This window comes from Mucilaginibacter boryungensis, assembly GCF_015221995.1.
Classification (GTDB): Bacteria; Bacteroidota; Bacteroidia; order Sphingobacteriales; family Sphingobacteriaceae; genus Mucilaginibacter; species Mucilaginibacter boryungensis.
Genome location: NZ_JADFFM010000001.1, coordinates 2,300,924 through 2,316,815 on the forward strand (window position 1 = coordinate 2,300,924; position 15,892 = coordinate 2,316,815).

Below are 15,892 nucleotides of genomic sequence, written 5' to 3' on the forward strand. Positions count from 1 at the left end.
TCAGTTTATAATTCAATTAGTTTTAGTGGGAGTATTATTAATTAACGTTGTAAGATGGTTAAATATTGGTTTGTTTCAAAAAAATACTAAGAAAAAAAATTAATACATAGTTAAAATAAATTACAATCGTTTAATAATCAATTATTTATTACCTAATAAATTTGGCGGGGTTTTTCCAATCTCTTAGGCTAATAATGCGTTGTAAGTAAATAGGTTTGTAAAATTACTTACAATTTCAGCAGTGATAAAGGTACCAAATAAAACCTTGTTGACCACAAAAATCATAAAAAAATCCCCTGCCTGGCGGCAGGGGATTCGGTTACAACTTCCTCAAGTTGTAACCAACCTAAACCTTATCACACTCCTATAACGATAAATATTACTATTTGGTTTCCTTGACGGCATATTTTTTTCATGCGCTTTTACCCGTTTGCAAAATTTTCCTTACAAACTATCCCGCTTGTTTTTAATAATTACTTTTAAATCAATATTATACTTCATTAGTAAAACATGGCCAAACCTTTACAAATCATTATTTTATTTTTACTTTTTACTTTAGTTGTTAAAGCCCAGGACAATTACGAAATACAAGTTTATGGCTCGGAAACAGTTGAAAAAGGCCACACCATGCTTGAATTGCATAGCAACTATACTTCAAATGGTAGTAAGTTTGCAGCCGGGGGGATATTGCCGACCAATCATGTTTTTCATGAAACTATTGAAATTACTCATGGATGGACAACCTGGTTCGAAACAGGGTTCTATTTTTTCAATTCGGTTGGTAGTGATGGGCGGACCGGCTATGTTGGTTCACATTTAAGACCCCGCGTAGCCGCACCCGATGCCTGGCATTGGCCTGTTGGTGTAAGTATTTCTACTGAATTTGGGTTTCAAAAAGCGGCATTTGCGGGTAGTACTTTTGATTTAGAGATAAGGCCCATAATTGATAAAAAATGGAGTAAACTTTACCTATCATTCAACCCAACGCTGGGGAAAAGCTTTGCAGGTGAAGATGCTGACATAGGATTTGTTTTTGAACCCAACCTTAAAGCCAGCTATGATATTACCAAAGTTGTAGCCCTGGGGTTTGAATATTACGGTGCTACCGGCCGGTTTTTTCACTACTCACCTATCCAGCAGCAGGAACATGCTTTATATATAGCTACCGATTTAAATTTTAGCGCCAACTGGGAATTTAATGCGGGCTATGGCTGGGGATTAACCGACAGCGGGGACCGGGGGATCATAAAGATCATTTTAGGACGGCGCTTTTAATTATTCTATTACAGCCGATTCGCTAATATAAGTGGGTACAATACCCGTGGCGTTAATGCGTGTTTCGGCATCTATTGCCTGGGTATTGCCCGAAAGTACCAGTACCGTATCCAGTCCAAACTTATTGCCGCCCATAATATCGGTCTGCAGGGTGTCTCCTACCATTACAATATCTTTTTTATCGATAGATCGTCTGTCCCGTATCAAATCATAAGCAAACATGAACATCTGCGAATCGGGTTTGCCAAAGCGTATAAATTTCTTGCCTACAATGCTTTCTACCATATTTGCTAAGCCGCCAATAGCTATCGATACGTCATGTAAATTTAGCGGGTATGCCCTATCGGTATTAGCAACAATAGCCGGGATATTACGTTTACGCAGCAGGTTTACACATTTATTCAGATCGTTAAACCAATCAAACCCTTCATCATCCAGAAACACCAGTGCGCTTACTTCGTTGATATTAACATCATCTAATTCACTTACGGGTAATGTATGCAGCCCCGAGCTTTCTATATAATGTGCAGAATCGGGCGTACCTAAATACGCTACAATCCCTTCGGGTACTTTCAAATCCAGGTATTCTTTAGCCAGCATCCCCGATGATATGATCCTATCTTGGGTAATTGCGGTTAATCCTTTTTTGTGGTACGATTCAGCTAATTGAAATGGACTACGGGAGGCATCATTGGTAACAATATAGTATTCCTTATTTTGAGATTCGAGATAGGCAAATGTGTTTTCAATCCCCGGCACCAAACCTTTATAATTCTTTATTACACCAAACGCATCAAGAAATATAATGTCGTACTGATCAACTATCCACCTGAAATCGCGGGTATGCATGGTTATTTTATTTTTAAAGCGTCTATCAATATATCTGCATTAAAATCCCTTTCAACCGATGGCAGATAAATATCAAAGGCTTCGGATCGCAGTTTCTGGGCATATTGTTCGTTAAAAAAATATTGCCCGTCTTTAATCACATAATTTAGGATAAAAAATCGATAAACTTCTTTTAAAAAGCGCAACTCGTCCGCTTTAATTGGATTTACTTTATGATATTCCTGCAGGAACAGGATAAAACGCGGCTCGTTCATGGTATTAATACCATAGCTAAATACAGTCCGGTCGCCAACATCAGATACAACCCTGCTGAAAAAATAAAAATCCAGCATGCGGTAGCTCATCCTAAACCAGTCATAATCCCAGCGGGAATACAATTCCAGCTTATCAGTCACCGAAAAATTACCGATATTCCAATCTATAAACACAGGGATGATTTCGAAAGTATTCACATTATACTTCGACCGGTTTTTTAGGAACTGATCGCAATGGTACTTTAAAAAATCGGCCTGCATACGTGTGCCTACGCTGGTTTCGTCCTGCTCAATTTGTTGCAACAGGGCATTAATATCGGTACGTAAGGTTTTTGATGACTTTGGCAGTACATGCCTTAGCTTAGCGCAAGCCTTGTGAAATTTACCAATCTGCTGACCAAAACGTCTGATATGGTCTTCAGACAATCGCCGGGGCAACCTGTTTAAAATCCTTGTTGGGTTGTAAAAAACCACCCAGGCATCCTCGCCGCCTTGTTTGTGTTTATAGATATAAACCCTGTTGTTTTTCAGCAGCGACTTAGCCAAAAGATTCTCAAACGGGTAAAGCAGATTATTTGATAAACTATGTATAATGCGATGATCTTCCTTAAAATACTCGTACTTCCCAAAATTCGATAGTTTGGCAATAATAATATCATCATCATCGAATGTTATCCGGAATACATGATTAGTTGATACCATAGCACTGATATCATCTATACTCTTTATAGTTTTGGATGCATCGTAGCCTTCCCAGGCCTTTTTTATAATAATATTGTAGTCCATTCGTCTGAACCGCGATTAACGGATTTACAAGATTACAGGATTTTTTTTAATATACTCATCTGAACCATGATTAACAGGAGTGCATATGACCGGTTCTGACTTATATAATCTCAAAATACCTCTTCAATTCCCAGTTGGTTACTTGTTTGCTAAACTGGCGCCATTCCCATAAGCGGGTATTGGTAAAATGCTGCACAAAATCATCACCAAACAGTTCTTTGGCAATGACTGATTGCTGCATATCTATCGCGGCTTTTTCCAAATTGTTGGCTAATACCCCGTTTGTTTTATTCTGATAACCATTACCAACAGTTGGCGGTATGGTTAACTCCAGTTTATGTTTAATTCCATATAACCCCGATGCCAGTGCAGCTGACATAGCCAGGTAAGGGTTAGTATCCGATCCGGGGATGCGGGTTTCTAACCGGGTGTGTTTAGCCGTATCATTAATAATGCGGATAGCTGTAGTCCGGTTATCCAGTCCCCAAGTGATGGTGGTAGGCGCCCATGCCCCTTCCACTAAACGCTTATAACTATTAACGGTTGGCGCATACATAGGCAATACGTGCGGCAAACAATGCAATTGTCCCGCCAGGTAATGCTTATGCAAATCGCTCATTTTGTTTGTATCGCTTGCGCTGTGAAACAGGTTTTCAGTTTTATCTTTATTCCATAAGCTTTGGTGGATATGGCCGCTACAACCCGGCAGGTCGGCATTCCATTTGGCCATGAAGCTGGCCATAATACCGTACTTTGATGCAATCTCCTTCACGGCTGTTTTAAACAGTGCGGCCTTATCGGCTGATGCCAGTACATGGTCATGTTCAATAGCGGCCTCATATACGCCCGGGCCGGTCTCGGTATGCAGCCCTTCCAGCGGTACGCCAAATTCACCCAGCAGGTTAAACAGATCGTAATAAAACCCGCTATGTTGCGATGGCCTTAAGATAGAATAACCGAACATGCCTGTGCTGATAGTTTGCAGTTTAGTAAACTCCTTATCCTGCAGGCCCTGCGGCGTCTCATTAAAATTGAACCATTCAAATTCCTGTGCAAATTCAGGATGATAGCCCATGCTTTCGCAATCGGCAGCAATGCGTTTTAACAAACTACGCGGGCACGCTGGAACGCTGCTCCCATCAGCCTGGATAAAATCGGCCAGGAAAAATGTCTGATCGTTTTGCCATGGAATATTCCTTAAGGTAGATAAATCAATACGACAGTACTTATCCGGATACCCTGAATGCCACCCGGTAATGGCTACATTATCATAACAGGCATCGCTGCTATCCCAGCCAAAAACCACATCGCAAAACCCATAACCATCTTTTAGTCCGTCTAAAAACTTATCGCTATTAATAAGCTTACCACGCAGTACGCCATCAATATCGGCAAAGGCAAACTTTATTTTTTTGATATCCTTATCCTTTAGGTAAGCTGTAATTTGTTGGGTATCCATATGTATAGGTATATTCACAGTTTGAATAGGCAAGATAAAAATAAAGGTGCAATGTTTCGTGTGCCAGGCCTTATTCATGCGGGATAAATGCCAAAATCATGGTTTACATGGTTTACAAAATCAGGGTGTTTATTTTATACAAATAGTTAATAATCAGCATATTAACTCGCTTAATACATCAAAAAGTGTAAACCATAAAAATGGCAATTAAAAACGCTTGCAGGCACATGTTTATTTATGGCACTTTATTAAGCGCAGATAACGACTTTGGCGCTTACCTGAAGAAAAACAGCACTTACATTTCTCCGGGCAGCTTTAGCGGATTATTATATGATATGGATGAATATCCCGGTGCGGTACACAAACCCGGCATTACAAACCGCGTTTATGGGAACATTATTTTATTAAATGATGATCCGTCAGTATTACAAACTATTGACGAATACGAAGGCTACGGCAAAAATGAAGAACAGCCTAATTTATTTGTGCGGGAATTAGTGCCCGTCGAAACAGCATTGGGGGTTATCAATTGCTGGGTATACCTGTATAACCGGGCAATAGTTGGTTATCCGAAAATTGTATCGGGCAGGTATCAATAAAAAAGCCTCACCGAGGTATCGGCAAGGCTTTAGTATCTGTATTTAACTATATTACAATTTTGCTGATTTTACAGTTTTGATAATAACTGCAGCTACTTTGTACGGATCGGCAGCCGAGTTAGGGCGACGGTCTTCCAAATAACCACTCCAGTTGTGGTCTACAGTGTAAAGCGGGATACGGATAGAAGCACCACGATCTGATACACCATAGCTAAAATCGTTGATAGAAGCTGTTTCGTGTTTACCTGTTAAACGCAACTCGTTATGTGCACCGTATACAGCCACACACTCAGCAACCGCCGGACGGAAAGCTTCGCATATTTTAGTGAAGGTTTCTTTGCTGTTAGCAGTACGTAAAGTTGAGTTAGAGAAGTTAGCGTGCATGCCTGAACCATTCCAGTCTAATGTACCTAATGGTTTACAATGCCAGTTGATAGATACGCCGTAGCTTTCGCCAATACGCTCTAATAAATAACGGGCTACCCAAATTTGATCGCCTGCATCTTTAGCACCTTTAGAGAAGATCTGGAACTCCCACTGGCCTGCAGCAACCTCAGCGTTAATACCTTCAACGTTTAAGCCTGCTTCCAAACATACGTCTAAATGCTCTTCAATTATCTCGCGGCCAAATGCGTTGTTAGCACCTACTGAACAATAGTACGGGCCTTGCGGACCTGGATAACCACCTTGCGGGAAGCCTAATGGTTTATCTGTTTTTGGATCCCACAGGAAATATTCCTGCTCAAAACCAAACCAAAAATCGTTATCATCATCCTGGATAAGGGCACGGCCATTAGATTCGTGTGGTACACCTTTTGAATCCAATACTTCGCACATTACCAGGTAGCCGTCTTTTCTTTGCGGGTCAGGACAAATAAAAACTGGTTTTAATATACAATCTGATGAACCACCGGGAGCCTGCTCAGTTGATGAACCATCAAAACTCCAGTTAGGGCAATCTTCTAATTTGCCACTAAAATCCTTTTCAATTTTTGTTTTACTACGCAGGCTTTGTGTTGGTTTGTAGCCATCCAGCCAGATGTACTCTAATTTTGCCATTTTTTTAATCGAGATTTATGTTTTGCTTAATATTTAGTGATGTATAATTCAATTTACCAGTTAAACGATGCTAATCTAAAGTTTTTTTATTTAATTTTTATAATTTTTGTGCTAATTTATATAAATCACACTAAAAATTCATAAAAACATTCACTTTTTTATATAAATATTAAAAAATGAACGAAAATTTATTTCGCAACAATTTTTAAATTTTCTCCCAAACAGGATGTTTATTTGGCTTGCGGCGGGCGGCTTAAAATAATATATTTGATAGAGCCAATAAACCCGTACCATGCCACTAAAAGTCAATCTTAAATTGTTTTTATCTGCAATTATTGCCCTGATAACCACAAACCAGACCATTTTTGCTCAACTTCCGGCAGTTTTTGGCCCGGAAATTAACAAAACGGTCAAAAAAGATGAGTTAACCCGCTATTATATCACGCCGCAACGCATAGTTTGGATGAGCGACAGCAGCGGCAAGCTCATAACTAATCCGCAATTGTTATTACAGCAAGGCATTGGGCAAACTTTTATGGAGAACCGTACCGTTTGCAAGATCATTAACAAGGGCAGCACTGTATCGGGCCTGGTGCTTGATTTTGGAAAGGAAATACAAGGTGGCATACAGATTACCTTAAGCCAGAGTAACCGGGTTACCCCGAAAGTAAGGCTGCGGTTTGGCGAATCGGTAAGTGAAACCATGAGCTACGTAATTGGCGACGGTACCACCGGTAAGGAAGGTGGCGCTACCAATCACCATTCCCTGCGCGATTTTATGGTGCAGATTCCCGGCCTCGGCTCGCAGGAAGTCGGCCGCGAAGGTTTCCGGTTTTTACGGATAGACCTGGCCGATACCAACGCCAGCATAGCTATTAAGGAAATACGGGCGGTGGCTACCATGCGCGATATCCCCTACCTGGGTTCGTTTAAATGCAATGATGAGCTATTGAATAAGATTTGGATGACGGGCGCTTATACCGTTCATCTTAATATGCAGGATTACTTGTGGGACGGCATTAAGCGCGACCGTCTGGTTTGGATCGGTGATATGCACCCTGAGACCATGACCATCAGCAACGTATTTGGCAACAACCCTGTTGTGCCCAAAAGCCTGGATTTTGTACGCGACCATACCCCGCTGCCTGCGTGGATGAACGGCATACCATCCTATTCTATGTGGTGGATAATTATGCAGCACGATTGGTATTATTTCCATGGTGATAAAAACTACCTGATGCAGCAAAAAAGCTACCTATTGCCTTTATTGGATGCTTTATTAAGCAAGGTTGGTGCCGATGGTAACGAAAATCTCAACGGTTTTCGTTTCCTGGACTGGCCATCCAGCGAGAATAAACCTGGTGTGCATGCGGGTTTGCAAGCCTTAATGGTGATAGCATTTGATAAAGGAGCCGAACTTTGCAAAATAATGGGCGAAACCAAACTGGCCACCTTATACAGCAGCAAAGCCAACCAAATGCGCCAGCATGCCCCTGATGCGAATAACAGCAAACAAGCAGCCTGCCTGATGGCCTTGGCGGGTATGATCCCCGCCGAAAAAGCTAACCGCGAGGTTATTGATGTTGGTGGTGTTAAAAAATTCTCAACCTATTTTGGTTACTACATGCTACAGGCGCAGGCCAAAGCTGGTGCTTATGAAACGGCCATCAACAACATCCGCCAGTATTGGGGTGGTATGCTTAAACTGGGCGCCACTACCTTTTGGGAGGACTTTGATTTGGAAGAGGCCGCAAATGCCGCACCTATAGATAATATAGTGCCATCAGGTAAATTAGATTATCACCGCAATACGGGCGCTTACTGTTACATTGGTCTTCGCCGCAGCCTTTGCCATGGCTGGGCATCGGGCCCAACATCATGGCTTACCGAAAACGTTTTAGGCATACACGTAACCGCGCCGGGCTGCAAAACCATTAAAATTGAACCTCACCTGGGCGATCTGGCCTGGGTTGAAGGCACATTCCCCACGCCGTATGGTATAGTAAAAGTAAAACATGTGAAATTAAAAAGCGGTAAAATCCAGACCACGGTATCAGCACCGGCGCAGGTGCATATTATTAAAGTGTAATATTTCTCAATGCTGTAGTTAACACGGTGTCATTTCGAACGAACTGTGGGGGGATTAGTGCGAGGTGTGAGCAGAAATCTTCTACATATAACCGCTTCGCGCAGAAGATTTCTCCTCGTACCTCGTTCGAAATGACATAATATTTCTCTGTTGTAAAGGCTCTGAGATAACTTAGAAGTATAATCCTTATAAAAAGAAATCCCCCACCGGGCGGCGGGGGATATTCATAGTATGTTCCTTTGCACAAAACATACTAACCAAAACCTAATCGATGTAAAATTGCACTTTCTGTATGAAGAAAGTATGAAGTCTAAATCGCAACGTCATGCCGAACTTGTTTCGGCATCCCACTTGCTGAGTGACCTGCGTGATTTACCTTATGATGGGATGCCGAAACAAGTTCGGCATGACGTGATTTGTGAGGGCACAAAAAAAGTTACGAAGTTTTTCAACTTTGTAACTTTGATATTATTACGCTTGCGAACTGCAAGCGGCTTACTGCAAACTTATAAAGAAACGCCTCTCTTCCACGGAATAAAATCATCCTGCCCGTGCGATACGGCGGCAACCTCAACTTCGCCGCTGGCCACTTTTATAACGTAATCTAAAATACGTTCGCCGGCCTGTTGTATGGTTTCTTCACCTTCAATAATAGTCCCGGTGTTTACGTCCATAATATCGCTCATGCGGTTATATAAACTGGTGTTAGTAGCAATTTTTACTACCGGCACAATGGGGTTACCAGTTGGGGTACCTAAACCTGTAGTAAACAGCACTACGTTAGCGCCCGAACCTACTTCGGCCGTGGTGGATTCCACATCATTTCCCGGCGTACAAAGCAGATTTAAACCCGGCTTAGTTACTTTCTCCGGATAGTCCAGCACATCAACCACCGGCGATGTACCGCCTTTTTTAGCCGCCCCTGCCGATTTAATAGCATCGGTGATCAAACCGTCCTTAATATTACCCGGCGAGGGGTTCATATCAAAACCCGAGCCTGCTTCTTCGGCACGCTGGGCGTAAGTGCGTATTAAATTGGTAAAGCGTTCGGCTTTGCTCTCATCCACACAGCGGTCAATTAAATTTTGCTCAACACCACATAATTCAGGGAATTCAGCTAAAATAACCGAACCGCCTAAGGCCACTAACAAGTCTGACGTATAACCAATAGCAGGGTTGGCAGATATGCCCGAAAAACCATCAGAACCGCCGCATTCTAAACCAATAGTAATTTTGTTTAAAGGCGCTGGTTTGCGTTCGTTTTGATTAGCCTGAATTAATCCGGCTAAAGTTTGGCGCAAAGCTTGCTCCAGCATCACCGATTCCTTACCTGTTTTTTGCTGATCGATGACATACAGCGGTTTGCTGAAGTTAGGATCGCGTTTAGCAATCTCTTCCTGTAAAATGCTTACCTGCGCGTTTTGGCAACCAAGACTTAATACTGTAGCACCGGCTACATTAGGATGGGTGATATAACCAGCCAGTAAACCGCACAGCGCAACCGAATCCTGACGGATACCGCCGCAACCGCCTTCATGTGTCAGGAATTTGATACCATCAACATTGGGGAACACTTTCGGACTTTTCTCGCCATCGGTACCGGTTTCTATTTCAGTAAATAATACTTCATCAACGCTTACGCCGTTCTTCACCATGTTAATGAGTTGCTGGGCTTGCGTTTCGTAAACCTTTTTACGGCCGTAGCCCAAAGGTTTTACCAAAGCTTCCTGCAAAACTTCCACATTGCGGTTTTCGCAAAAAACCATTGGGATAACCAGCCAGTAATTGGCCGTACCTACGCTTCCGTCGGCACGGTGAAAGCCGTTAAACGTTTTGTCTTTCCAGTTGCTTACATCCGGCTGTTTCCAGTTCAGGTGTTTTTCGCCGGTTAAAAAGCCACTGGCCGCATGCTTAATATTTTTGGTAGATAATAAGCCTCCCGCAGGTATTTCACTTTGGGTTTTGCCCACTAAAACGCCATACATAATTACGTTGGCGCCCGCAGGCAAGGTGTTAATAGCAAACTTATGTTTGGCGGGGATAAATTCAGTTACTTTGTATAATACATCCTCGTATTTCACTATCTCATCAGCCTGCAAATCGCGCAGGGCAACCAATACATTATCGTTAGGGTGTACTTTTAAAATGCTTTGTTTCATTATTTAGTTAAACTTTTGCTCCTGTTTCTAAAACTTCCAATGCGCCGTTATGCATAATTGCCGCTAATTGGGCGGTAACCGCTGCCGCAAAGCCCGGTAACTGTGTAAGATCGGTATCCCACAGTGTTTTGTTACTTAAAACGTTTTTAACCACCTGTTCCGCATCGGCTTTTGTCCAGGCTTTGTAAAAAATATCAGCCTGGGTATCCGTTACCGGGTATTCAACACCGTCAATCTCGCCTGCAAATCTACCATCAATTTTATTAACTTTCATAAACCTGATGAATGCCGCGAAACCTAAAGCAATAAATTCGGGTACCGATTGCGTTTGTTTGTAGTGATTTAACAGCAAAGGCAGTACCCGCATTTTAATTTTTGATGAATATTGTGCCGAAATGCTGATCCACTGGTGCTCGATATTCGGGTTACGGAACCTGTCCAGCACTTTGTAGGTAAAGTCGTCTGTTTCTTCGGTAGTTACTTTATACGGTATAGCCGGGGCAATATCCGTACGCATCAGCTGCAGAATAAATTGAGAGAACGCCTCGTTATCCATAGCCAGCTTTACAGTCTTAAACCCTGAAAGGAAAGCGATGGCGCAGCTTAGAGTATGCGTGGCATTTAGCAAACGCAGCTTCAGTTCCCTGAATTTTTCAATATCCGAAGTTATTACCACGCCCTTATCTGCCTGGGCAAAGGTTAATACCGATGCTACCTTCTCATCACCTTCTATGGCCCATAAACTATATACTTCCGATACCGTACGCAGGTCATCCTCGTAACCGCACTCCTTTGTTATTGCACTATTGGTTGCCGCATCGGGTTTGCCGGGTACTATCCTATCTACCAGCGAATTGCAGAAGTGGTTACAGCCCTCTAGCCAATCCATAAATGCAGGCTCAAGTTTATTCAGGTGAGCCAATTCCAGGATAATCGATTCCAGCTTCTTGCCGTTATCAACGATCAATTCAGTCGGTACAATTACCAATCCGCATTTATCGCTGCCATTAAAAGCTTTATAACGCTCGTACAACACGGCTAATAATTTACCGGGGAAAGATACCGGCGGGTGCTTGCGGATGTCGTCCTGCACCAATTGGATGCCCACTTCGGTTGTATTTGATATTACTACCTGTAAATGCGGACTGTGCGCTACCTTCAGTATCGCTTCCCAATCCTTACCCGCAGATAATACACGACTGATGGCCGAACAAACAATCTGCTCGTTCACTTCCCTACCGTCTTCGATGCCTTTAATATATAAAGAATATAGGCCGTCCTGTTTATCAAACTCATCTGCTGAACCTGTATCGGTCGATTTAACCACTACTACCCGGCCATTAAACAAACCATTGCGGTTGGCTTTATCAATAAAGTAATCGGGCAGGCCGCGCAGCAATACGCCGGTGCCAAATTGCAGCACCTTTTCAGGCAGGTTAAATAACGCTTCGTCTGGTACAACCAATCCCGGTACGTTAATTTTCTTTAAATTATATTTCGATAAAATCATGTTCAGTTTAAATTATCAGGGCTTTTGTCCCAAACCTTAATATTTATTATTTCTTAGCGGCAATTTGTTTTGTTACCCATTTCACCAGATCTTCCGCGGCTTTATAGTTATCGTAGTCAGCCGGTAATTTCCTTCCGTCGGTATATTCATTATAGAACCATGGGTCGCCAACGGCAAACACAGTCCCTTTACCATATTTGGCGGTAGTGATCACAATATCACCCTTGTCCGTCAGTGCCGATACAGCCGGCGTGGTAACCTTAAAGGTGCTGATCTCTTTAATATAGATTTTCTTAGCTGTTTTAAAAATGGCATTACCCGCAGGGATGTTAATAGCCCCGGTTTCAAAATGCGGCGTGGTTACATGGTTGCGGCTATCTAAATTGAAGGTGATACCAAATTTCCCCATCAGCTTATTCAGGTGGGTAAATTCCGCGTTGCCGGTATCGTTGTTAAACACCAACAGTACACCGCCTTCTTTAACCCAATCGCTGATGGCTTTTATATGCGGTTCTTCAATGTATTTGGTATCCGGGTTTTCCTTGGGGATATCGGGATCGACAATGATGTATACGGATGCTTTTTTCAGGTTATTAGCGTTAGGGGCGTCATATAACGTTTGGGTATTGAAACCGTAGTTATTAAACACATGACCGAAAATAGAGAAGCCGTTATTGTCCATTTCCTCCCATTTATAATGGAACGATTCAGTTTTACCTGTTACTTTATTTTTCAGGTGCTCGTTATTAAAATAGCTATCCAGTAACACCGTTTTGCCTTTAGCGGCTGATAGGTTGGCTAATCGCTCCATTTCCACCGCGGCTAAAATGAACGAGCCCACGCCTTTCATATCGTTGGTCACTACCTTTTCGCTCAGGTAGTATTTATAGCTGCCATCACGATATGGGTTACCGCCTAAACCACCCACGCTTACGGTTTTGGTTAAGTTGATCTGGCCATCGGCATCGGTAGCGATAAACTCTTTCAAGATACCCTTATACCCTTTTTCGGCTACCGTTTGATAGCTGGCAGGGATATAACCTTCGCGCACGGCTTTAGCCAGTGTGTACACAAACATACAGGATACGGACGATTCCAGGTAATTGCCTTCGGCATTCGGCTTATCCAAAATCTGCCACCATGTGCCCGATCTTGCATCCTGATATTTTTGTACTGCGGCTACATAACGGTTAAGGATGGCTATGATCTCAGCACGTTGCGGATGGTTCTTGGGGAAATCATCCAGCGCGTCTACCAGTGCCATACCGTACCAGCCCATGGCCCTGCCCCAAAAGTTTGGCGACAAGCCGGTCTTGGGGTCGGCCCATTTTTGTTTGCGGCTCTCGTCCCATCCGTGATAGATCAACCCCGTTTTTGGGTCGCGGGCGCTTTTCTCCATCAAGATAAACTGCTTCGCGATATCATCAAAATCGGCAGTTTCGCCCATGGTGGATGCATAACGCGAGTAAAAAGTATCGCCCATATACAGGCCATCCAGCCACATTTGGTCAACATAGATCTTCTTATGCCAAAAACCACCTGAAGCCGTGCGGGGCTGGTCTTTCAGTTGCGCACGCAATAGGTTGGCAGCCTTATAATATTTATCGGAACCCAGCACCTTGTACATGGTTAGTACACTGCGGCCCATCAGCAGGTTATCCAGTGTATAAACATCGGCTTTGTAACCACCGCCTACAGTGCCATCAGCGCCTACAAACCTATCAACCGTATGCTGAATGTATCTGAAATAATCGCCGTTGCCAGTTTGCTGCCAAAGGCTTTCCAGGCCGTCTAAAATTACACCGCGCTCGTATGTCCAGCGGGCGTTGGCGGCGGTATCGCTCCATAACTTCATAGCGGTTGCCGCCATGCGTTGCGAGTATGGTTTCTCTTGTGCCTGTACCGCGCTAAACGCGGCCATCATCAGCAAGCCAATCAACAATAGTTTTTTCATCTTATTTCTTGTCCCGATATTTTTATTCAGCGCAGAACTCCTTCTGCGCTTTAATTTTTTCATTATAATTGGTGTTCAAAACGCCATTTTTAACGCAATTTTAAACGTTTTTTCAGGCTTACTTTAGGTTTTGCCGGTAAATAAATGTGCAATCGTTCCCGGCAACGTTACCGAAAAATTCATTCCACGGTTTAATGTACTTCAAAGGTTCAATTTATCCTTAATGTAACCGTCCTGCTGTATCCTGAACGTTACTCATTTTTCGTTACCCTAAACCAGTCTACGTCTGCATAACCCGAATCATTAGTCTGGCTTTCGCGCGTGCAAAACAATCCAACTTTAGCCCCTATCCAGCGCCCAACTTCAGCCTGGAATGTATTGCCTGCGCTGGTAAAGCTTTTACCATCCAAACTATAACTAAAGTCGCATTTAGCGCCGGTACTTATTTTTACCCGCAGATAAACGGTCGGATTATCCAGTTTACTTATTGTTTTCTCCTCTTCGCTTTTTCCTTTATCCGCATCTTTACAAGCCGTGTAGACTAAGTACAGCCCATCTTTTTTACTTTTCACGGCAAGGTTGGCATAGCTAAAGCCCATCACCGTTAGCCCGGCCTTTTCATTTTCCAGCTTAGCATTTGGCGTAAAGGTTAGTTTGCTTGTCGCGGTAAATTCATCAGCTGGGAATTTTTGCAGCAGCACGTTGGATGCACCCCATAAGTTTTTAGCTGTTTCCGGTAGTTTATCCGAATATAGCCTTAACGAACCTTTTGCCGGGTTTAAATAGCTCCAAGTAGCCTGCTGGTTAGCCATCCATTGCCATTGCAGGCCTAAGGTGTTGCCGTTAAATTCATCGCTTTCCGCTGGTGTTTCTATGGGATAAACCTTGCCCACATTTGGTTTTTTATATACCGATACCGGTTCGCCTTTACCATCGCCGTCTTTATCTGTGCCTATTACCGGCCAGTTATCTTTCCATTGCATAGGCTGTAAGTGCACCACCCTGCCATACGGGCCCTTGTCCTGGAAATGCAGGAACCAGTCCTCGCCGGTTTGGGTATTCACCCAGGCACCCTGGTGCGGGCCGTTGGTAGCGCTTTTACCCTGGTCCATTACCACCTTACGTTCGTATGGACCGTAAATATTTTTCGACCTTAGTACTAACTGCCAGCCTGTAGGCACACCGCCCGCAGGGGCAAATATGTAGTAATAGCCATTGCGTTTGTAAAACTTAGGCCCTTCAATAGTGGGGTCTAAGTCGTGACCGTCGTAAACCAATACCCCGGCATCGGTTACTTTGGTACCTTCGGCATTCAGTTTATTCACAGCTATAACGCTTTTAATACCTGCGCGGCTGCCTGCAAAGGCATGTACAAGGTACATCTGGCCGTCATCGTCAATCAGCGGACAAGGGTCTATCAAACCTTTACCGGCATAAACCATTACCGGCGCGCTCCATGGCCCGGCGGGGTTTTTAGCTTTGGTTAGATAGATGCCATAGTCGGGATCTGGATAATAGATATAAAACTCGCCTTTGTAAAACCTGATGGCCGGCGCCCAAACACCATCGCCATGGCGCGGGGTATCAAAATGTTCGAATGGCGGCTGGCGCAGCAACGCGTGACCAACTATCGACCAGTTCACCAAATCTTTAGAATGCAGGATAGGCAAGCCGGGAATATCTTCAAAGCTTGATGATACGAGGTAAAAATCGTCACCAACACGTACAGCGTCCGGATCGGAGTAATCGGCGTTCAGCACTGGGTTTTTATACGTCCCATTACCCTGATCGGCTACCCAAACTTTTGATATATAATTGCTTTTTGCAGCAAGTCTCACCTGTGCTTCTGCCGCGTAAACAGTAGTAAATAAGGCAATTATAGCGATTGAATACTTCATG

General features: G+C 43.3%; 11 protein-coding genes. 3 read left to right on the forward strand and 8 right to left on the reverse strand.

Features of this window, described 5'->3' with window-relative positions:
- The first annotated feature begins 510 nt into the window (after nt 1-510).
- On the forward strand, nt 511-1,275 hold the full coding sequence (locus IRJ18_RS09605; protein WP_194105962.1) for a hypothetical protein: 765 nt from the start codon (nt 511-513) through the stop codon (nt 1,273-1,275).
- On the opposite strand, the gene IRJ18_RS09610 is transcribed toward IRJ18_RS09605, so the two are convergent.
- The 3 genes from IRJ18_RS09610 to IRJ18_RS09620 form a co-directional block, all read right to left on the reverse strand.
- Nucleotides 1,276-2,124, reverse strand: a complete 849-nt coding sequence (locus tag IRJ18_RS09610) for an HAD-IIA family hydrolase (protein WP_194105963.1) — start codon at nt 2,122-2,124, stop codon at nt 1,276-1,278. It lies immediately after the preceding gene.
- 2 nt (nt 2,125-2,126) lie between these two features.
- Nucleotides 2,127-3,164 carry a hypothetical protein gene (locus IRJ18_RS09615; protein WP_194105964.1) on the reverse strand — a complete coding sequence of 346 codons (1,038 nt, stop codon included), beginning with the start codon at nt 3,162-3,164 and terminating at the stop codon, nt 2,127-2,129.
- A 100-nt stretch (nt 3,165-3,264) separates the two neighbouring features.
- Nucleotides 3,265-4,623, reverse strand: coding sequence for a glutamine synthetase family protein (locus IRJ18_RS09620; protein WP_194105965.1), 1,359 nt, complete (start codon nt 4,621-4,623; stop codon nt 3,265-3,267).
- 200 nt (nt 4,624-4,823) lie between these two features.
- Between IRJ18_RS09620 and IRJ18_RS09625 the strand changes: the two genes are divergently transcribed.
- Nucleotides 4,824-5,222 carry a gamma-glutamylcyclotransferase family protein gene (locus tag IRJ18_RS09625; RefSeq protein ID WP_194105966.1) on the forward strand — a complete coding sequence of 133 codons (399 nt, stop codon included), beginning with the start codon at nt 4,824-4,826 and terminating at the stop codon, nt 5,220-5,222.
- Between the two features lie 51 nt (nt 5,223-5,273).
- On the opposite strand, the gene IRJ18_RS09630 is transcribed toward IRJ18_RS09625, so the two are convergent.
- Nucleotides 5,274-6,281 (reverse strand): glutamine synthetase beta-grasp domain-containing protein, encoded by a 1,008-nt coding sequence (locus IRJ18_RS09630; RefSeq protein ID WP_194105967.1) that lies wholly within the window; start codon nt 6,279-6,281, stop codon nt 5,274-5,276.
- Nucleotides 6,282-6,573: 292 nt separating this feature from the next.
- Here IRJ18_RS09630 and IRJ18_RS09635 point away from each other — a divergent pair, with 292 nt between their 5' ends.
- Nucleotides 6,574-8,370 carry an alpha-L-rhamnosidase-related protein gene (locus tag IRJ18_RS09635; RefSeq protein ID WP_194105968.1) on the forward strand — a complete coding sequence of 599 codons (1,797 nt, stop codon included), beginning with the start codon at nt 6,574-6,576 and terminating at the stop codon, nt 8,368-8,370.
- 506 nt (nt 8,371-8,876) lie between these two features.
- Here IRJ18_RS09635 and IRJ18_RS09640 read toward each other — a convergent pair.
- The 4 genes from IRJ18_RS09640 to IRJ18_RS09655 form a co-directional block, all read right to left on the reverse strand.
- Nucleotides 8,877-10,529 (reverse strand): UxaA family hydrolase, encoded by a 1,653-nt coding sequence (locus tag IRJ18_RS09640; RefSeq protein ID WP_194105969.1) that lies wholly within the window; start codon nt 10,527-10,529, stop codon nt 8,877-8,879.
- A 7-nt stretch (nt 10,530-10,536) separates the two neighbouring features.
- The gene (locus IRJ18_RS09645; protein ID WP_194105970.1) at nt 10,537-12,039 is read right to left on the reverse strand and encodes a tagaturonate reductase; all 1,503 of its coding nucleotides are present in this window, start codon (nt 12,037-12,039) and stop codon (nt 10,537-10,539) included.
- Nucleotides 12,040-12,085: 46 nt separating this feature from the next.
- Nucleotides 12,086-14,056 carry a glycoside hydrolase family 88 protein gene (locus tag IRJ18_RS09650; RefSeq protein ID WP_228072682.1) on the reverse strand — a complete coding sequence of 657 codons (1,971 nt, stop codon included), beginning with the start codon at nt 14,054-14,056 and terminating at the stop codon, nt 12,086-12,088.
- 188 nt (nt 14,057-14,244) lie between these two features.
- Nucleotides 14,245-15,891 carry a glycoside hydrolase family 43 protein gene (locus tag IRJ18_RS09655; RefSeq protein ID WP_194105971.1) on the reverse strand — a complete coding sequence of 549 codons (1,647 nt, stop codon included), beginning with the start codon at nt 15,889-15,891 and terminating at the stop codon, nt 14,245-14,247.
- Between the last annotated feature and the right edge of the window lies 1 nt (nt 15,892).